Source organism: Paenirhizobium naphthalenivorans (assembly GCF_007992095.1).
Lineage (GTDB): Bacteria > Pseudomonadota > Alphaproteobacteria > Rhizobiales > Rhizobiaceae > Allorhizobium > Allorhizobium naphthalenivorans.
This window is the reverse complement of sequence record NZ_BJZP01000032.1, coordinates 22,765-40,319: the sequence shown is the minus strand read 5'-3', so window position 1 is coordinate 40,319 and position 17,555 is coordinate 22,765. Positions and strand designations below refer to the sequence as shown.

The 17,555-nt window shown below is 60.8% G+C and carries 20 protein-coding genes and 1 tRNA gene; 13 read left to right on the top strand and 8 right to left on the bottom strand.

Annotation, left to right across the window (positions count from 1 at the left end; all coding sequences use genetic code 11):
• Window positions 1-126: 126 nt before the first annotated feature.
• Window positions 127-216: transfer RNA gene (locus RNA01_RS20845), tRNA-Ser, on the bottom strand.
• A gap of 182 nt (window positions 217-398) precedes the next feature.
• Here RNA01_RS20845 and RNA01_RS20840 point away from each other — a divergent pair.
• The 10 genes from RNA01_RS20840 (at window position 399) to deoA (ending at window position 9,678) form a co-directional block, all read left to right on the top strand.
• Window positions 399-716, top strand: coding sequence for a hypothetical protein (locus tag RNA01_RS20840; protein ID WP_147182079.1), 318 nt, complete (start codon window positions 399-401; stop codon window positions 714-716).
• 55 nt (window positions 717-771) lie between these two features.
• A complete protein-coding gene (gene msrA / locus RNA01_RS20835) occupies window positions 772-1,467 on the top strand; it encodes a peptide-methionine (S)-S-oxide reductase MsrA (protein ID WP_147182078.1) in 696 nt (231 codons plus the stop codon).
• 249 nt (window positions 1,468-1,716) lie between these two features.
• Window positions 1,717-2,709 (top strand): BMP family lipoprotein, encoded by a 993-nt coding sequence (locus RNA01_RS20830; RefSeq protein WP_147182077.1) that lies wholly within the window; start codon window positions 1,717-1,719, stop codon window positions 2,707-2,709.
• A 74-nt stretch (window positions 2,710-2,783) separates the two neighbouring features.
• A complete protein-coding gene (locus RNA01_RS20825) occupies window positions 2,784-4,295 on the top strand; it encodes an ABC transporter ATP-binding protein (RefSeq protein WP_147182082.1) in 1,512 nt (503 codons plus the stop codon).
• Window positions 4,296-4,302: 7 nt separating this feature from the next.
• Window positions 4,303-5,406: an ABC transporter permease gene (locus RNA01_RS20820; protein WP_147182076.1), complete on the top strand. Its 1,104-nt coding sequence runs from the start codon at window positions 4,303-4,305 to the stop codon at window positions 5,404-5,406.
• Window positions 5,407-5,416: 10 nt separating this feature from the next.
• Window positions 5,417-6,388: an ABC transporter permease gene (locus RNA01_RS20815; protein WP_147182075.1), complete on the top strand. Its 972-nt coding sequence runs from the start codon at window positions 5,417-5,419 to the stop codon at window positions 6,386-6,388.
• A 5-nt stretch (window positions 6,389-6,393) separates the two neighbouring features.
• Window positions 6,394-6,786 (top strand): cytidine deaminase, encoded by a 393-nt coding sequence (locus RNA01_RS20810; RefSeq protein ID WP_147182074.1) that lies wholly within the window; start codon window positions 6,394-6,396, stop codon window positions 6,784-6,786.
• On the top strand, window positions 6,783-7,592 hold the full coding sequence (locus RNA01_RS20805) for a purine-nucleoside phosphorylase (RefSeq protein WP_147182073.1): 810 nt from the start codon (window positions 6,783-6,785) through the stop codon (window positions 7,590-7,592). Before RNA01_RS20810 ends, RNA01_RS20805 begins: the two co-directional genes overlap by 4 nt.
• Window positions 7,585-8,358 carry a deoxyribose-phosphate aldolase gene (gene deoC / locus RNA01_RS20800; RefSeq protein WP_147182072.1) on the top strand — a complete coding sequence of 258 codons (774 nt, stop codon included), beginning with the start codon at window positions 7,585-7,587 and terminating at the stop codon, window positions 8,356-8,358. The genes RNA01_RS20805 and deoC overlap by 8 nt, the downstream gene beginning before the upstream one ends.
• Before the next feature lie 3 nt (window positions 8,359-8,361).
• The gene (gene deoA, locus RNA01_RS20795; protein ID WP_147182071.1) at window positions 8,362-9,678 is read left to right on the top strand and encodes a thymidine phosphorylase; all 1,317 of its coding nucleotides are present in this window, start codon (window positions 8,362-8,364) and stop codon (window positions 9,676-9,678) included.
• 10 nt (window positions 9,679-9,688) lie between these two features.
• Here the strand turns inward: deoA and RNA01_RS20790 are convergent, their stop codons facing one another.
• From RNA01_RS20790 to RNA01_RS20760, 7 genes are all read right to left on the bottom strand, one after another.
• Window positions 9,689-10,204: a TIGR02281 family clan AA aspartic protease gene (locus RNA01_RS20790; RefSeq protein WP_147182070.1), complete on the bottom strand. Its 516-nt coding sequence runs from the start codon at window positions 10,202-10,204 to the stop codon at window positions 9,689-9,691.
• 130 nt (window positions 10,205-10,334) lie between these two features.
• A complete protein-coding gene (upp, locus tag RNA01_RS20785; protein ID WP_147182069.1) occupies window positions 10,335-10,964 on the bottom strand; it encodes a uracil phosphoribosyltransferase in 630 nt (209 codons plus the stop codon).
• A 109-nt stretch (window positions 10,965-11,073) separates the two neighbouring features.
• Window positions 11,074-12,042: an adenosine deaminase gene (locus RNA01_RS20780; RefSeq protein ID WP_147182068.1), complete on the bottom strand. Its 969-nt coding sequence runs from the start codon at window positions 12,040-12,042 to the stop codon at window positions 11,074-11,076.
• On the bottom strand, window positions 12,039-13,259 hold the full coding sequence (locus RNA01_RS20775) for a phosphopentomutase (protein ID WP_147182067.1): 1,221 nt from the start codon (window positions 13,257-13,259) through the stop codon (window positions 12,039-12,041). The genes RNA01_RS20780 and RNA01_RS20775 overlap by 4 nt, the downstream gene beginning before the upstream one ends.
• 146 nt (window positions 13,260-13,405) lie before the next feature.
• Window positions 13,406-13,948, bottom strand: coding sequence for a TadE/TadG family type IV pilus assembly protein (locus RNA01_RS20770; RefSeq protein ID WP_235916819.1), 543 nt, complete (start codon window positions 13,946-13,948; stop codon window positions 13,406-13,408).
• Window positions 13,949-14,016: 68 nt separating this feature from the next.
• On the bottom strand, window positions 14,017-14,646 hold the full coding sequence (locus tag RNA01_RS20765) for a TadE/TadG family type IV pilus assembly protein (RefSeq protein WP_147182065.1): 630 nt from the start codon (window positions 14,644-14,646) through the stop codon (window positions 14,017-14,019).
• A gap of 133 nt (window positions 14,647-14,779) precedes the next feature.
• A complete protein-coding gene (locus tag RNA01_RS20760; RefSeq protein ID WP_147182064.1) occupies window positions 14,780-15,184 on the bottom strand; it encodes a pilus assembly protein N-terminal domain-containing protein in 405 nt (134 codons plus the stop codon).
• A 568-nt stretch (window positions 15,185-15,752) separates the two neighbouring features.
• Here RNA01_RS20760 and RNA01_RS20755 point away from each other — a divergent pair.
• From RNA01_RS20755 to cpaB, 3 genes are all read left to right on the top strand, one after another.
• Entirely contained in the window at window positions 15,753-15,947 is a 195-nt protein-coding gene (locus RNA01_RS20755; protein WP_147182063.1) for a Flp family type IVb pilin, read from the top strand.
• A 161-nt stretch (window positions 15,948-16,108) separates the two neighbouring features.
• Window positions 16,109-16,621 (top strand): A24 family peptidase, encoded by a 513-nt coding sequence (locus RNA01_RS20750; protein ID WP_147182062.1) that lies wholly within the window; start codon window positions 16,109-16,111, stop codon window positions 16,619-16,621.
• 125 nt (window positions 16,622-16,746) lie between these two features.
• A complete protein-coding gene (gene cpaB / locus RNA01_RS20745; RefSeq protein ID WP_147182061.1) occupies window positions 16,747-17,553 on the top strand; it encodes a Flp pilus assembly protein CpaB in 807 nt (268 codons plus the stop codon).
• The last annotated feature ends 2 nt before the right edge of the window (window positions 17,554-17,555 follow it).

Sequence of the window (17,555 nt, the reverse complement as noted above, 5' to 3'; positions counted from 1 at the left end):
CAAATGTGAGTCAGAGCCCAAGAGCAACCCGCCAACGCGAAGCAAAAAACAATGTGGGTGTTTTTGTCGGGCGCCCTGCGCTACACTCGAATTAACTTATTTAAATCAATATGTTTGACAATTAAATGGCGGACAAGGTGGGATTCGAACCCACGGTACGCTTTCACGCACACACGCGTTCCAGGCGTGCGCCTTAAACCACTCGGCCACCTGTCCGTCCGCGCCGAACCGGGCTACCGGTTGGATTGGCGCGATATATACCGATGATTTTCCGCAGATCAACCGAAATCTGACGGTTTTTTGACTTGCCCGGACAAAAGGCTTTCTATTAGCTGATCTCGGCCGGTATTGGGGTGTGGGGGCGCTGCATTGCCGGCCGAAGATCTTTGGGGGGGACAATGCGTTTTGTTTTGCGTCTGGTGAGTTTCGCCGCCCTCTGTATTGCCATCGTCGCAGCCGCGATGGACTCCATTGCCTCGGTGTCTGTGTCGCAGGTCGTTGTAACGCCGCTTCGCTCGGCCTGGGTCGAGATCGCTCCTGTCTCGCTGGCCTGGCTCCGTACGCTGGTCGAAGTTAACCTCGGCCCCACGGCTTGGCGGATGCTGGAGGTTTGGTTCTTGCCGCAGCCCGCCTTTGCCATTTTCCTCGCCGTGGCCCTGCTGTTGTGGATGGCTGGCTACAGGAAGCCGTCCTTGGCCGGCCGCTTCGCCGCCTGACCGACGGGCGCCCGAGAACGGCGGTCGCATGCGACCTCTATGGAAGGAACCTACGATGTTTCTGATCGACATGTTCAACAGGAAGACGACCATGCCGACGGCCGAGACCGCGCTACCGGGGCGCGATCAGTCCTTGCCGACCGCCGAGACGCATTTCGTCTCCGGTCGACCACTCAAGGGGCCGTATCCGGAGGGCTTCCGTACGATCTATCTCGGTATGGGATGTTTCTGGGGTGCCGAGCGGCTCTTGTGGAACACGACAGGCGTCTACGTCACCGCCGTCGGCTATCAGGGCGGCTTCACGCCGAACCCGACCTATCAGGAAACCGTAACCGGGCTCACCGGCCATGCTGAGGTGGTGAAGGTCGTCTATGATCCGAAGGTCGTCACCCTCGAAACGCTGCTCAAGGTCTTCTTCGAGGCGCATGATCCGACCCAGGGCATGCGCCAGGGCAATGATATCGGCACGACTTACCGGTCGGTGATCTATGCCGAGAACGCAGACGACATCGATGCGGCGCTCAGGGTCCGAGATGCCTTTCAGGGCGCTCTGATCACCGCCGGCCGCAAGCAGACGGTGACGACACAGATCGCCCCGGCCGGACCATTCTATTATGCCGAGGACTATCATCAGCAATACTTGGCAAAAAATCCCAACGGCTATTGTGGCCTGCGCGGCATAGGCGTCAGTTGTCCGCTTCCGCTTCCGCTTCCGCTTCCGCTTCCGCTTCCGCTTCCGGTCTCCGGATAGGGTCCCGCTGCTCGTTCTCTTGGCAGCGAGCCCCTTGATCTGGCTGAATTTTCGGCTTTTCCTTATGGTGTTGGCGCGGCCCCGACGATTCTTTACCAGTTGAAAAAAACCGGGTGAATTTTTCCAAAAGCCATGCAAGGATGCGCGCAGCCAGGCCCTTGGGAAAGGGGTCGGTGGTTCCGCAGACTGGCGTGTCAAAGCGCTTGCGGGAGGACCCAACAAGATCAATAGCAACAACAGGGCTGCAAAATGAAGAAAACCCTTTTGAGTCTCTTTGCCTTGGCTGCGATGTCGGCAACGGCGCTCGCCGCCGACGTCAAGCCTGCGCTCGTCTATGGCACGGGCGGCAAATTCGACAAATCATTCAACGAAGCAGCCTACGCCGGAGCGGAGAAGTTCAAGGCCGAGACCGGTATCGACTATCGCGACTTCGAGCCGACCGGTGATACTCAGGGCGAACAAGCGATCCGCAACTTCGCCTCGCGCGGCTATAATCCGGTTGTCGCCGTATCCTTCGCCTGGACCTCAGCCATCGAGAAAGTCGCCGCCGAATTCCCCGACACCAAGTTCGTGATCGTCGATGCGGTCGTCGATATGCCGAACGTCCGCTCGGTCGTTTATAAGGAAGAGGAAGGTTCCTACCTCGTCGGCGTTCTCGCCGGCATGGCTTCTAAGAGCGGCAAGGTCGGCTTCATCGGCGGCATGGACATTCCGCTGATCCGCAAGTTCGAGTGCGGCTACGAGCAAGGCGCACGCGCCGTCAACGCCGACATCCAGGTTTTCCAGAACATGACCGGTACGACCGGTGCTGCTTGGAACGACCCGGTTCGTGGCGGTGAGCTGACCAAGAACCAGATCGATCAGGGCGCCGACGTTATCTACGCGGCGGCCGGCGCGACCGGCCTTGGCGTGCTGCAGGCCGCCGCCGACAACGGCAAGCTGTCGATCGGCGTTGACTCGAACCAGAACCACTTGCATCCGGGGTCGGTCTTGACTTCGATGGTCAAGCGCGTCGATCTCGCCGTTTACAACGCCTATGTCGATACCAAGGGTGACGCCTTCACCTCCGGCGTCCAGGCGCTTGGCGTCAAGGAAGACGGCGTTGCCTACGCTCTAGACGACAACAATGCCAAGCTCATCACCGATGACATGAAGGCTGCCGTCGAGAAGGCCAAGGCTGACATCATTGCCGGCACGATCAAGGTTCACGACTACATGTCGGACAATTCCTGCCCGAAATGATCTGATCCGGGCGCAAGGCGGTTGATCAATCCGCCTTGCGCCCTTTCCATGTCTGGGGGACCGGAATGAACGAAATGAGCCAGGCGCCGGCGATCGAGCTGATCGGCATCGACAAGAAATTCGGTGCGGTGCACGCCAACAAGAACATCAACCTGACCGTCGCCAAGGGCTCGATCCACGGCATCATCGGCGAGAACGGGGCCGGTAAGTCGACGCTGATGTCGATCCTCTACGGTTTCTACCAGGCCGATAGCGGCGTGATCCATATTGACGGCAAGCCGGTCACCATCCGTGATAGCCAGTCGGCGATCGCTGCTGGTATCGGCATGGTGCATCAGCACTTCATGCTGGTCGAGAATTTTACCGTGCTGGAAAACCTGATGCTCGGCGCGGAGGGCGGCGCCCTGCTCGGGAAGGGCGCGGATGCGGCGCGCGACGCCTTGAAGAAGCTGGAGGCCGATTATGAACTCGAGGTCGACCCCGATGCGGTGGTCGAGGAGCTTCCCGTCGGCCTACAGCAGCGGGTGGAAATCTTGAAAGCCATGTATCGCGGCGCCGAGATCCTGATCCTCGACGAGCCGACCGGCGTGCTCACCCCCGCCGAAGCCGACCACCTGTTCAAGATTCTGCGCGTGCTGCGTGACCAGGGCAAGACGGTCATCCTCATCACCCACAAGCTGCGCGAGATCATGGCGATCACGGACACGGTGTCGGTCATGCGCCGCGGCGAGATCGTCGCGACCCGCACGACGTCCGAGACGACGGTCGAGGAACTGGCCGAACTCATGGTCGGACGCCGCGTGTTGCTGCATGTGGACAAGGGCGATTCCAATCCCGGCGAGGTCTTCCTTTCGGTCCGCAACCTTACTGTCAAGGACCATCGTGGCGTCACCATGGTCGACAATGTCTCCTTCGATGTGCGCTCGGGCGAGATCCTCGGCATCGCCGGCGTGGCCGGCAACGGCCAGAGCGAGCTGCTGGAGGCCATTACCGGCATCCGTAAGCCGACCTCCGGCGAGATTCTGTTCTGCGGCCAGCCGGTCACCGGCTTCGATCCGGCGCGGCTGCGCGGCCTCGGCCTCGCACATATTCCGGAAGACCGTCATCACATGGGCCTGGTGCTGGCCTTCGAGGAGGCCGAGAACGCCATCCTCGGCTATCACCGTGACGATCGTTACGGCAACGGCGTCTTCCTCAATCCGGACATGGTGCGCAAGGCGGCGGTCGACGAGATCGGGAAATACGACATCCGTCCGCCGAACCCCCGTTTGAAGACCGCTAATTTTTCCGGTGGCAACCAGCAGAAGATCGTTGTCGCCCGCGAGATCGAGCGTGACCCGAAGCTGCTTGTCGTCGGCCAGCCGACGCGCGGCGTCGACATCGGTGCCATCGAATTCATCCACCGCCGGATTGTCGAAACGCGCGACGCCGGAAAGGCCGTCCTGTTGGTCTCGGTCGAGCTCGACGAGATCCGCTCGCTCTCCGACCGCGTTCTTGTGATGTTTGCCGGCAAGATCGTCGGCGAGAAGAGCCCGGAGACCGGTGAACAGACGCTCGGCCTGATGATGGCCGGTATTGCCGCGTGAGGATTTCATGAGTACCGCTTCCGTATCGCTTCCCAATTGGATCAATTACGCGCTGATTCCGCTAATCAATCTCATGCTCGCCTTCCTGGTCTCCGGCGTGGTGGTCTGGGTGATCGGCGAGAACCCCTATGAAGCCCTCAAGCTGATGCTTGCCGGCGCGCTCGGGCGCGGCGAGGGCATTGGTTTCACACTGTTTTACGCGACGAACTTCATTTTCACCGGCCTTTCGGTCGCCGTCGCCTATCATGCCGGCCTGTTCAACATCGGCTCGGAAGGCCAGGCCTATCTCGGCGGTCTCGGCGCGGCCCTGGTGGCGCTTTCGCTTGACCATTACGTTCCGTGGTATGTGACGATGCCGGTCGCTGTTTGTGCGGCTGCCCTGTTTGGTGCCGCCGGCGCGGTGATCCCCGCTTGGCTTCAGGCCAAGCGCAACAGCCATATCGTCATCACGACGATCATGTTCAACTACATCATTTCGTCGCTGATGAACTATGTTCTGGTGCATGTGTTGATCGTGCCGGGCAAGATGGCGCCGGAGACCCGGACCTTTCTCGAAGGCGGACAGCTGCCCAAGCTCGACTGGCTGATGGCTATGTTCGGTTTGAAGCTGGGCCCCGCACCGCTCAATGTCTCCTTCCTGATCGCGCTCGTGATGTGCGTGCTGGTTTGGGTGTTGATCTGGCACACCAAGCTTGGTTACGAGATGCGCACGCTCGGCATCAGCCGTTCGGTAGCAGCCTATGCCGGTATTCCCTATGTGAAGATCGTCATCATCACCATGCTGATCTCCGGCGGGCTCGCCGGCATGATGGCGCTCAACCCGGTAATGGGGGCGTCTGCCCGCCTGCAGGTCGAATTCGTCAGCGGCGCCGGGTTCGTCGGCATCGCCGTCTCGCTGATGGGGCGCAATCATCCGATCGGCATCGTGCTCGCGGCTATCCTGTTTGGTGTGCTTTACCAGGGAGGTGCGGAACTGTCCTTCGACATGCCGACCATCACCCGTGACATGATCATGGTGATCCAGGGGCTGGTGATCCTGTTTGCCGGCGCGCTCGAATACATGTTCCGGCCGACGATTGTGCGCATCTACCAGAAAATCACCAGAGCGTGAGGTGAGCGTCATGGATTACTTCGATATTCTCGTCAGCATCCTCGGCTCCACCGTCCGTCTGTCGATCCCGCTGATCTTCACGGCGCTCGCAGGCCTGTTCTCCGAGCGCGCCGGTATCTTCGACATCGGCCTCGAGGGCAAGATGTTGGCCGCAGCCTTCGCCTCCGCCACTGCCGCCTATCTGACAGGCTCGCCGTGGATCGGTCTTGCTTCCGGCATCGGCGTGTCGCTTGCCTTCTCGCTCGTGCACGGCTTTGCCTCGATCACCAATCGCGGCAACCAGATCGTCTCAGGCGTGGCGATCAACTTCGTCGCTGCGGGGCTGACTGCGGTGCTCGGCCATGCCTGGTTTCACCAGGGTGGCCGCACGCCTGGCCTTCCCGCCGATGCGCGCTTTTCGCCGATCACGCTGCCCGGCGCAGAGATGCTGCGCGACGTTCCGGTGATCGGCCCGCTCTATGCCAATGTCATCTCGGGCAACAACCTGCTGACCTATCTCGCCTTCCTCGCCGTACCGATTTCTTGGTGGGTGCTTTACCGCACGCGCTTCGGCCTTCGGCTGCGCGCCGTCGGCGAGAATCCCGGCGCCGTCGATACCGCCGGTATCTCGGTCATCTGGCTGCGCTATCGCGCCGTCATGGTCGCCGGCTTCCTCTGCGGCTTTTCCGGTACCTATCTGGCGATCGGTCAGTCGGCAGCCTTCATCAATAACATGTCGGCCGGCAAGGGTTATATCGCGCTCGCCGCGCTGATCTTCGCCAAGTGGCGGCCAGTTCCGGTGCTGCTTGCCTGCCTGCTGTTCGGCTTCCTTGATGCGCTCGCCAACTTTATGCAAGGCAAATCGATTCCCGGCATAGGCGAGGTGCCGGTGCAGATTTTCCAGGCGTTGCCCTATATCCTCACCTGCATCCTGCTGGCCGGCCTGATCGGTTCCGCCAACCCGCCGAAGGCCGGCGGGGTCCCTTATGTGAAGGAGCGTTGAAATCCATGTCCCATGACCTGTTCGAGGCTGCGCGTGGCGCCATGCAGTTCGCCCATGCGCCCTATTCGAAATTCCCGGTCGGGGCGGCGATCCGCGCCGACGACGGGAAGATCTACACCGGCGCCAACATCGAGAACCTCTCGTTTCCGCAGGGCTGGTGTGCCGAGCCAACCGCGATCGGCTGCATGATCATGGGTGGGGGCAAGAAGATCGTCGAGATGGCTGTGATTGCCGAGAAGCTGGCGCTCTGCCCGCCCTGCGGCGGCTGCCGCCAGAAGATCGCCGAATTCGCCAACGCGGGGACCAAGATTTACCTCTGCGACGAGGTTGGCGTGAAGAAGACGATGACCATGGACGAACTCCTGCCCTTCTCCTTCAAGACGGAAATTCTCGGATGAGGGACGCAATCAACTTTCTCGTCGATCGGCTGGATGGCCTCTTGCCGCGCTACGGCATCGTTCTCGGATCGGGCCTCGGCTCGCTGGTCGAGGAGATCCGCGATCCGATCCGCGTCTCCTACCATGATCTTCCCGGCTTTCCGGTGAGCGGCGTATCCGGGCATGCCGGCGAACTGGTGGCGGGCTATCTCGACCGCGAACCGGTGATCATGCTGGCTGGCCGCATCCACTACTACGAGCACGGCGACGCGAACGCCATGCGCGTGCCGATCGAGGTGCTGCGGGGTCTCGGCGTGCAATCGCTGATCCTCACCAATTCCGCCGGTTCTCTGCGCGAGGATCTGCCGCCGGGTTCGGTCATGCAGATCACCGACCACATCAACTTTTCCGGTATGAACCCGCTGATCGGTGAGGGGAGCGACAGCCGTTTCGTCGGGATGACTGCCGCTTATGACGTCGAACTTGCCGCCGCCATGCGTCGCGCGGCGGCAGACGAAGGCATTGCGCTCTCCTCTGGCGTCTACATGTGGTTTTCTGGCCCGAGCTTCGAGACGCCGGCGGAGATCCGAATGGCACGTGTGCTTGGCGCCGATGCCGTTGGCATGTCGACCGTGCCGGAAGTGATTCTTGCGCGCTTTTTCGGGCTGCGCGTGGCGGCTGCATCGGTTATCACCAATTTCGGGGCGGGGATGACGGGTGCCGAGCTCAGCCATGCCGAGACCAAGGATATGGCGCCCATAGGCGGCAAGCGTCTTGCCGCCATTCTGAAGAGAATGGTCGCGGGTGGAGGGACGGAAGTTGGATAATAACGAAGCGAGGGCAATCGCTGCCCGGGCGCTTGGCCTGGTCGATCTGACCAATCTCAAAGACGACTGCACGCCCGCCCAGATCGACGCGTTGTGCGCCAAGGCTGTAACGCCGTTTGGCCATACGGCGGCCGTCTGCATCTGGCCTCGCTTCATCGCCCGTGCCAGAGCCCAGCTCGGCCCGGATAGTCTGGTGCGCATCGCCACGGTGGTCAATTTTCCCTCCGGCGACATGAAGCTCGAGGATGTGCTCGCCGAAACCCGTGAAGCGATAGCCGACGGCGCCGACGAGATCGATCTGGTCATTCCCTATCGGGCGCTTATCGGTGGGGACACGGCTGCGGTGATGGCGATGGTGGAGGCGGTGCGTGCCGTCTGCGCCGAGCCGGTACTACTCAAGACCATTCTCGAAACCGGCGAGATTAAGGATGCCGGCCTGATCCGTCGGGCTTCGGAACTGGCGATTGCCGCAGGCGCCGATTTCATCAAGACCTCGACTGGCAAAGTCGCCGTCAACGCGACGCTCGAGGCGGCTGACATCATGCTCCAGGCGATCCGCGACAGCCGTAAGAAGGTCGGCTTCAAACCGGCCGGTGGCATTTCCTCGGTCGCCGATGCCGGCCTCTACCTGCGGCTTGCCGACACGATCCTCAGTGAGGACTGGGTCATGCCGTCCACCTTCCGCTTCGGCGCCTCTGGTCTGCTCGATGACATTCTCGCAGTGCTCGGCGGTGGCCGGTCGAGTGTCGACAACACGGGATATTGATCCATGCTCCCTCAGGAAATCATCCGCCGCAAGCGTGACGGCGCCATATTGACTGCGGCCGAAATCACCGCCTTCATTGAAGGGCTGAGCCAGGAGACCATCTCGGAAGGGCAGGTCGCCGCCTTTGCGATGGCTGTCTTTTTCAAGGGCATGACGCCGGAAGAGATCGTCGCGCTGACGCTCGCCATGCGCGATTCCGGCGAGGTTCTCTCTTGGGCGGGCGTTGGCAAACCGATCGCCGACAAGCATTCGACGGGTGGTGTCGGTGACAATGTCTCGCTGATGCTGGCGCCGATCGTTGCCGCTTGTGGTCTCGCTGTGCCAATGATCTCTGGTCGCGGTCTCGGCCATACCGGTGGTACGCTCGACAAGCTGCAATCGATTCGCGGTTACAATGTTATGCCCGATGCGGCGACCTTTCGCCGGGTGGTCGACGACGTCGGTTGCGCCATTATCGGGCAGACCGGAGATCTTGCGCCGGCCGACAAGCGTCTCTATGCCATCCGCGATGTCACCGCGACAGTCGAATCCATCCCGCTGATCACCGCCTCCATCCTGTCGAAGAAGCTCGCGGCAGGATTGGAAAGCCTGGTTCTCGACGTCAAGGTCGGTAATGGGGCCTTTATGGCCAAGGGCGAGGATGCCGAGGCGCTGGCCCGCTCGCTGGTGGCTGTTGCCAACGGGGCAGGGGTGCGCACCAGCGCGCTTTTGACCGATATGAATGAACCGCTGGCCGATGCGGCCGGTAATGCCGTCGAGGTCCTGAATGCCGTCGATTTCCTCGCCGGCGCTAAGGCGGGCACCCGGCTGGAAGAGGTGACGCTGGCATTGGGTGCGGAAATGCTGGTCAATGCCGGTACGGTCGGCGACTTGCAGACGGGTCTTGCCCGCTGCCGTCAGGCACTGGATTCCGGCCGCGCGGCGGAACTTTTTGGCAAGATGGTACACGCGCTCGGCGGCCCCGTCGATTTCATCGAGCACGCGGCGCGTCACCTGCAGAGAGCGCCGATCGAAATGCCGGTGCAGGCCAAGGTCGACGGTTACCTTGCCTCTGCCGACACGCGCGGTCTCGGACTTTGCGTCGTCGCGCTTGGCGGCGGACGTCAGCGTCCGACCGATGCGATCGACCATCGTGTGGGGTTGACGGGATTGTTGCCGCTGGGCACTGCTGTGTCCAAGGGTGACCTGATCGCCACCGTGCATGCCACCGACCGGGACAGCGGCGAACGGGCGGTGCAGATGGTTACAGCGAGTTACGCAATCGCCGACGACAGGCCGCTCCTTGCCTCGGTGATCGGACAGCGCATCGGTCCAGCCTGAGGCGATTGCTTCAGCGCACCAAGCGCAGTTGGCCATCCTGGGCGGAATAGGCGCCGAGCCGTTTCAGAAAACTCATGCCGATCAGCGTTCCGGAAAGCGCCTTGTCCCTGAGCACGAAGGCATCGACAGCATCGACCTTGATCGAGCCGATCTCGACCCGTTGAAGCCGGACATGCGCCGCTTGGGTTTGTCCATTGGCGGTGGCGATCGGGTATTTGAAATCGAGCGAGGCGAGGCTTACGCCGATGCGCCGCGCCGTCGTTTCGTTGATCGCCACCAGCGACGCTCCGGTGTCGACCAAAGCTTCGACCGGCTTGCCATTGAGCTTGAACGTGCCGCGAAAATGCCCTGTCGTGTCGGCCTTGAGAACGGTCGTTCCGGACGGCGTGGCTGTTATTTTTGTCAGGTTCGGCGTGCCGCCGTCCCCTCCTTGGGCGGCCGGCTGATCGAGTGCCTCGAAAAGACCCGGCACCTGGGTCGCCAGTACCCCTGCCACGATGACGAAAGCGAGCGTGCGCATCAGCATGACGTGTCTCCTTCATTCATGGCGCTCGCCATAGCGGTTAGCGCATTCGGATTGAAAAGCTGCTAAGGCACAAAAAAAACGGCCCGGAACGGGCGTTCCGGGCCGTGAATCGAAAAATCTGGTTAAAGCTTTATTTCGTGCCATACATGCGGTCACCGGCATCGCCGAGACCTGGCATAATATAGCCCTTCTCGTTCAGATGGCTGTCGATCGCCGCGGTGAAGACCGGTACGTCGGGATGCGCCTCGCGGAAATTCTTGATGCCTTCCGGCGCGGCCAGCAGGCAGAGGAAGCGGATGTTGTTTGCGCCGCGCTCCTTCAACTTGTCGACCGCGGCGATCGACGAGTTGCCGGTGGCGAGCATCGGGTCCACGACGATGATCAGGCGTTCATCCAAGGCGTCCGGCGCTTTGAAGTAATATTCGACCGGCTTCAGCGTCTCGTGGTCTCGGTAGACGCCGATATGCGAGACGCGGGCGGCCGGCACCAGCTCCAGCATGCCTTCCAGCAGGCCATTGCCAGCGCGCAGGATCGAGGCGAAGACCAGCTTCTTTCCTTCGAGCACCGGCGATTGCATCGTAGCCAGAGGCGTCTCGATCGTTTCCATCGTCAGTTCGAGATCGCGCGTCACTTCATAGCAGAGCAGCGTGGAGATCTCGCGCAGCAGACGGCGGAAGCTCGAGGTCGAGGTTTCCTTGCGGCGCATGATGGTGAGCTTGTGCTGTACCAGCGGGTGATTGATGACTGTGACGCCGTCCATGGTCGGGCCCCTCTATTCTTATTTTGTGACAGGAAATGTTTTCCACATTCCCTCGGGCGCCCGCAAGGGCGCCGATGAAATTTGCCCGCTCATCCCCAGGCGCGGCCGCTCAAAGCCGCGCGAGCAGGGCCTGTCGGGTCGGTTCGTCGACAAAGGCCGCCTCGATCGCCGTTCGCGTCATGGCGTTGATCTCGTCGTCGGAGAAGCCCATCACCTTGGACGCCGTCTCGTACTCGGCGGCAAGCGACGTGTGGAAGAACGGCGGATCGTCGGAATTGAGCGTCACGCGGACCCCGGCATCGACGAAGCGCCGCAGTGGATGGCTGGCGTAGTCTGGAAACACCTTGAGCGCGATGTTGGAGCCCGGGCACACCTCAAGCACTGTGCCGAGATCGGCCAGCCGCCTGACCAGATCCGCATCTTCGATGGCGCGCACACCATGGCCGATCCGGCTCGGGCGAACGAGATCAAGCGCATCGGCGACGGAAAAGGCGCCACACAGTTCCCCGGCGTGGATGGTGATGCCGAGGCCAGCCTCACGCACGATGTCAAAGGCCGGCACATAGTCAGCGACCCGGTTTATCCGCTCCTCGCCGGCGATGTTGAAGCCGGTAACCAACGGATGGTTGAACGTTGCCGCCCATTTGGCACGGGCAAGCACGTTTTCCGGACCCAGATGCCGCTCGCCGATGATCACCATGCGGCATTCGATGCCGGTCTTTTGCCGCGCGGCAAGAATGCCGGCGGCGAGCCCGCCGACATAGTCGTCAGGCGGAAGGCCGACGGCCTCGCCATGGTCGGGCGAGATGAACAGCTCGCTATAGATCGTGTTCGCCACGGCCAGTTCGGTTAGATAGGCCTCGGCCAGGGCGGCGTAGTCTTCAGCGGTGCGAAACACCGAAGCGACGAAATCATAGCAGGCTATGAAGCTTGTGAAGTCGTTCCAGACATACGCGCCGTCACGCACAAAGTGCGTGGGGTCGACACTGTATTTCTCTGCCTGCACAAGGGTCAGTGCTGGCGGCGCGGCACCCTCCACATGGCAGTGCAGCTCCGCCTTCTTCAGATGCGATGTCAAAGGAAGCTCCGTCCGTGCGGTCCGGCGGGTATGCCGAGATGGGCCGCGATCGTTTCGCCGATATCGGCATAGGTATTGCGGATACCGATCATGCGCGACTTGATACCGGGGCCGAAGGCCATGATCGGCACGCGCTCGCGCGTATGGTCGGTGCCACGCCAGGTCGGATCGCAGCCGTGGTCGGCGGTCATCAGTACCATGTCGCCGGGACGCAGCTTGCGATGGACCTCGGGCAGCCGCCGGTCGAAAGCCTCGAGCGCTGCGGCATAGCCGGGCACATCGCGGCGGTGGCCAAAAAGCATGTCGAAGTCGACAAAATTACTGAAGACTAGATCGCCATCCTGTGCTTCGTCCATAGCCTGAAGCGTCGCATCCATCAGTGCCATATTGCCATTGGCTTTTAGGACGCGGGAGATGCCTTGATGGGCGAAAATGTCGCCGATCTTGCCGACCCCGTATACTGAGCGTCCCGCGTCTGTCAGTCGGTCAAGCAGTGTCGGCTCGGGCGGAGGAACGGAATAATCGCGGCGGTTGCCGGTGCGCTGAAAGGTGGCGGCCGTCTCGCCGACGAAGGGTCTGGCGATCACCCTACCGATATTGAGCGGATCGACCAGCTTGCGGACGATCTGACAGAGCGATAGCAGCCGCTCGAGGCCGAAATGCGTCTCGTGGGCGGCGATCTGGAACACCGAATCCGAGGAAGTGTAGCAGATTGGTTTGCCGGAGCGGATATGTTCCTCGCCCAATCGAGCGATGATCTCTGTGCCGGAGGCGTGGCAGTTGCCGAGAATACCGGGAAGCTCGGCCTCTCGGCAAATCGCCTCGACCAGTTCGGGCGAAAAGGCCTCGCCCTCGGCCGGGAAATAGCCCCAGTCGAACATCACCGGCGTGCCGGCGATCTCCCAGTGCCCAGAGGGCGTGTCTTTACCGTGCGAGACCTCGTTTGCCGCGCCATGCAGGCCGAACACCCGCTCTGGGATAGGCATACCGGCAGGCGTCCGGCCCGTCGCGAGCTTGGCGATGGCGATCAGCCCGAGCGCAGACATGTTGGGCAGGGCAAGAGGGCCGGCCCTGAGGCCTTTACGGTCTCCTGCACCTGCCGCGCAGAATTCGGCTATATGACCGAAAGTATCCGAACCGTCGTCACCATAGGCGGGCGCGTCGGGGGCGCCGCCGATGCCGAAGGAATCAAGTATGAAAAGAAATGCACGTGCCATTGTTCACCTGCGCCTCGGGATATGACCGTCATGGCCTGTCGTCGTCCGGGCTATCGAATTGGCATGTTTAGCGGCAAGCCACGGCCTTGGCAAACCTCGGCTGCGGCTGACAATTGCCACGCGCTACGTCCGATAGGCCAATCCGCTCAGCAGTCGGAACAGGTGATGTCGGTGTTGATGCGCTGCCGGAAGAAGAACTCTCGGCCGATGGTGATCTTATTGATCTGCGAGCCGGAGAGAGCGGGAAGATACATTACCAGTTCATGATCGACACTGAGTTCTGACCGGACCAGAAAAGTGTCTGCCATCAGCATGTCGCTCGGAACGCTTACCGTCGCGCCGACGGCATAGGGCGCTGTTCCGGAATGGGACCATGACCAAGCGACTTTGGCTTGCTTGGAGCTGTCGATCGAGATGCCGGTGATCTTCAGGGAGAGGTTTTTGACGCCATAGGGGACGAATATGGCGTTCGTGACGTCGACCATTCCCTCGAGGTCGCTCTTGGCGACTTTGTCGCTGCGGCTCACGATGTCGGCAACCGTGCTCGCGGCCATCGTGACTTTCTTTGATACGCTGAGGCCCATGGTGAGTTCGAATGCGCAGAGATAAAGCACGATAAGAACGGGGGCGAGCAAGGCGAACTCGACTCCGCCAACGCCGCGTCGGTCACCCAGGAACCGCCGCAGCAAGGCCAAAGGCCGTGCGAACGCGGCTGAACACTCACCGCAAGCCACCTCTTTTTTTCTCAGTGGAGGTGTCACGGATAGCCCTCGTTCTGGAATGCGGTGGTCGCGATGATGAGGAACTGCTGGGTGTTCGCGTCGGGGCGGATATGCGTGATGCCGCGGATGAAATCGAGGGTGATATCCCATCGATAATAGGCGCGCAGCAGGTTGATGCTTCCGGAACCGCCGGGTGAAAAATGAAAGGCGGAAGTGTCTAGGTCTGAATATTCGCCGCCGGTGCGCGGGATGCCGACCTTGTCCGCGATGTCCTTGAAGGTCGGCATTTCCTCCACATCGAGATAGAGCTTCGCGGGTGTCTCCACCTCGCTATTCGAGCAGGCGATCATGATCGAGATTTCGTCGCAGAATGCGGCCCGGAATTCCGTTTGGTTCATATCCGTCGAGCGGCCAAGATTATAGGTAATATTGCCGGTGCGCAGCTCTCGCGCCATCGTGTTCACGGCATTCGTCACCATCTGCTCGGCCGTATAGGCCGTGAAGGTTTCGAGGATTGCGAAGATGATCATGAAATAGGGGATTGCGAGGATCGCGAACTCGATCGCGGCCGCCCCGTCGCGTGATTTGACGATGTGGCGCCATGGGCGGTTCTTGTACCGCCCGGCGTTCTTCTTACCGTCAAAGTGCTGCAAGTCTGCGCGCATCGCTTATATCCGAGGTCCGGAACAAGACCTGACGTTAAAAGCCAGATATTGATTTTCTGTTTCGGCCTTGTTTAGAATTAGAACGAACGGCAGGCGCGCTTGTTGCTGCCGTCGCCTGTCCACCGGCTCATGCTCAGTTCTTGGCAGTACCGGTTGCGGCATGTTCTTCGCAATTGGGCGTGCACGACAGAACGGTCCGCGCCGTCGCCTTGAAGATCCGCACGGTATTGGCTTCGTCGATCGACACCAGGATGCGCTCGTCGACAATTGCGTTGCCCTCGGCGTCAAGCAGAACGAGGTTGGTAGTACCAAATGCCCGTCCGGTGAGGACGATGGTCTTGGCATCGGCGACTGTTGCATCCGCCACATCGGAATTGCCGACGATCACCTTGCTGACGGGACGGTCGAGCTTCAGCACGCGTGCGCTATTCATATAGACGCGCAGCACGTCCTCGCCGGCCCGGCTCGGTCCGGCCGCAAGGGCTGCTCCGAGCGCAAGCGCGCCGGCAAGCGAGAAGAATGTGCTGCGAGACAACATACGTGTCAGCCTTTTGTACCGCTCTAAGTGGTGACCTGTTGCGGGAGCATGGGCGGAAATGGTCAATGAACCGTTAAGCACCAGCGTAAACGCTCCCGATCGCGCGCCTGGTGTTACGAAGGCGCATATGATGAGGGCGAAGCGACTCATTTCCCGGCTGCCATAGCCAGCGTTTATAAGGCGGTGGGTGGCATCGGTTGCCTGCGGCAGGTGTTTGTGCGTCAAATTGGGGCGCCATTCTCTTCGTTAATGGCGGTTATCCTGCCCAACTCGGTTGCGCGCAGCCTTGGCGTCGACTTTCTGCATCATGCAAGAGGCGGATCGCACTTCGCTAAGGAATTGATTAATAGTCGTATTTTCTCGAGCCGACGGAGCGTTCGACGGTGCGTAAAATGCTTCAAAAATCATTCCGTATTCATTTACCACGCTCGGCACATTCGTGGCTTTAGAACTCGCTAACCGTGTTCATTAAGCCGATGGCAATGGGCGCTGTGTAGTTTGCAGTCATCCGAGCAACGGCAAACAGTTGCCGGAAGTGCTGAACAACATTGTGGAGTAGGAGAGTAACATGACCAAGATTTTCGCACGTTTCATCAAGGACGAATCCGGCGCAACCGCCATCGAATATGGCCTGATCGCCGCCCTTATTTCTGTTGCTCTGATCACCGGTGCAACGACCTTGGGCAATTCGCTGAACAGCCAATTCAGCAGTCTGGCAACCAAGCTCGACAACGCTGGTAAGCCGGCGGCGACCGGTAACTAGTCACTGTCCGCATAGTCGGGAAAATGCCGCTTCCAATCTGGAGGCGGCTTTTCTCGTTTGGCGCGGCATTAATGGGTTCGCCCGATCCTGGGTGCCCGGTTTGCGATTTTGTAAGGTTTCGCCTCTAGGCTGTGTGAGCCTCAAGTAAAAGGGTGAGGGCCATGCTTGAAGCAGCGATCTTCGTCATATTTCCGATCTGCCTCGTGCTGGCGGCGCTCACCGACCTGTTCGAGATGACAATTCCCAACCGGATCCCGGTGATCCTGCTGGCCGCCTTTGTTGTCGTGGCGCCGTTCGTCGGGCTGACATGGGCGGGTTTTGGTATGCATCTCATGGCAGGCCTGATCGTCTTCGCTGTCGGCTTCACGCTGTTTGCCTTCAATGTCATGGGCGGCGGCGATGCCAAGCTGCTGACAGCCGCTGCCGTGTGGTACGGTTTCACCCCCGAACTCCTATCTTTCCTCATCCATGTCGCCTACTTGGGTGGTGTGCTGACGATTGCCATCCTCATGCTGCGCTCGCGCGCCAATACGGTCATGGCCATGGGGCTGCCGCTGCCCCAATCGTTGCTCAGCGCGAAGAAGGTGCCCTACGCGATTGCCATTGGCCTTGCCGGCCTGATGACCTACGCGCAGTCTCCACTTGTCCTAACGGCGCTTGAGAACATTCGGTGAAACGCTCCGAAGCGGCGAAAGAAAGCGATCGTTAACCAAGATCGTAAGCGGCTTATTAACCATAATTACACCAATTGCTGATCATTCTGCGGGGCACAGACCTTTGTGTCGCTCAAGGAACGATCATGAAACCCGCGCGTATCATCATTCTCGCCGTGGCTATTGTCGCCGCCGGCATGGCCGGGCTACTGGCCATGCGGCTCAGCGGCCCACAACCCGTCGTGGTTCAGGGCGAGGCCGAGGTGAGGAAGGAGCCGACGGTCAACGTCCTGGTGTCTTCCGCCAATCTGCCCGTGGGTTCGCGCCTTAACGACAAGTCGATGCGCTGGATGGCCTGGCCTGAAGGCAGCGTAATCGAAGGTTTCATCACCGAAAACAGCTGGCCGCAGGCGATTGCCGAACTGACCGGCGTGGTCGTCCGTCTGCCCATGTTCGAAGGCGAGCCGGTCAGGCGCGAGAAAATTGCTGATTCCTCGACCCGAATCATGTCGTCTCTCCTGCCCTCCGGCAAGCGGGCGGTCGCCACCGAAATCTCTGTCGCTACTGGCGCCGGCGGGTTTATCCTGCCGAACGACCGCGTCGATGTGATCATGGTGCGCCGGGGCAGCGGGGATACTTATCTGACCGAGACCGTTCTCTCGAATGTGCGTGTCTTGGCGATCGACCAGCAGATCCAGGAAAAATCGGATGGCGAGAAGTCGGTCGTGGGCACCACCGCGACGCTTGAGCTCACCCCGGACCAGGCCAAGGTCATCACCGTCGCCCAGCAGATGGCGGAACGCCTGTCGCTGGCGCTCCGCTCGGTCGCCGACGCGCAGGAGGAAGACACCTCCGCCGCCGACCATCTGTTGAGTGGTGGAAACGGATCGCCGACGATCCAGGTCATCAAATCGGGTGCCGTGGTCAAGGCCTCCGACGGCAAGTCGGAATGAGG

Bases quoted from the DNA above. Each gene is read 5' to 3' on its own strand.
- RNA01_RS20755 (WP_147182063.1), top strand. From the start codon at position 15,753: ATGACCAAGATTTTCGCACGTTTCATCAAGGACGAATCCGGCGCAACC.
- upp (WP_147182069.1), bottom strand. From the start codon at position 10,964: ATGGACGGCGTCACAGTCATCAATCACCCGCTGGTACAGCACAAGCTC.
- cpaB (WP_147182061.1), top strand. From the start codon at position 16,747: ATGAAACCCGCGCGTATCATCATTCTCGCCGTGGCTATTGTCGCCGCC.
- RNA01_RS20805 (WP_147182073.1), top strand. From the start codon at position 6,783: ATGAGGGACGCAATCAACTTTCTCGTCGATCGGCTGGATGGCCTCTTG.
- RNA01_RS20760 (WP_147182064.1), bottom strand. From the start codon at position 15,184: ATGTTGTCTCGCAGCACATTCTTCTCGCTTGCCGGCGCGCTTGCGCTC.
- RNA01_RS20750 (WP_147182062.1), top strand. From the start codon at position 16,109: ATGCTTGAAGCAGCGATCTTCGTCATATTTCCGATCTGCCTCGTGCTG.
- RNA01_RS20820 (WP_147182076.1), top strand. From the start codon at position 4,303: ATGAGTACCGCTTCCGTATCGCTTCCCAATTGGATCAATTACGCGCTG.
- RNA01_RS20775 (WP_147182067.1), bottom strand. From the start codon at position 13,259: ATGGCACGTGCATTTCTTTTCATACTTGATTCCTTCGGCATCGGCGGC.
- RNA01_RS20830 (WP_147182077.1), top strand. From the start codon at position 1,717: ATGAAGAAAACCCTTTTGAGTCTCTTTGCCTTGGCTGCGATGTCGGCA.
- RNA01_RS20815 (WP_147182075.1), top strand. From the start codon at position 5,417: ATGGATTACTTCGATATTCTCGTCAGCATCCTCGGCTCCACCGTCCGT.
- RNA01_RS20840 (WP_147182079.1), top strand. From the start codon at position 399: ATGCGTTTTGTTTTGCGTCTGGTGAGTTTCGCCGCCCTCTGTATTGCC.
- RNA01_RS20790 (WP_147182070.1), bottom strand. From the start codon at position 10,204: ATGCTGATGCGCACGCTCGCTTTCGTCATCGTGGCAGGGGTACTGGCG.
- deoA (WP_147182071.1), top strand. From the start codon at position 8,362: ATGCTCCCTCAGGAAATCATCCGCCGCAAGCGTGACGGCGCCATATTG.
- RNA01_RS20825 (WP_147182082.1), top strand. From the start codon at position 2,784: ATGAGCCAGGCGCCGGCGATCGAGCTGATCGGCATCGACAAGAAATTC.
- RNA01_RS20810 (WP_147182074.1), top strand. From the start codon at position 6,394: ATGTCCCATGACCTGTTCGAGGCTGCGCGTGGCGCCATGCAGTTCGCC.
- RNA01_RS20765 (WP_147182065.1), bottom strand. From the start codon at position 14,646: ATGCGCGCAGACTTGCAGCACTTTGACGGTAAGAAGAACGCCGGGCGG.
- msrA (WP_147182078.1), top strand. From the start codon at position 772: ATGTTTCTGATCGACATGTTCAACAGGAAGACGACCATGCCGACGGCC.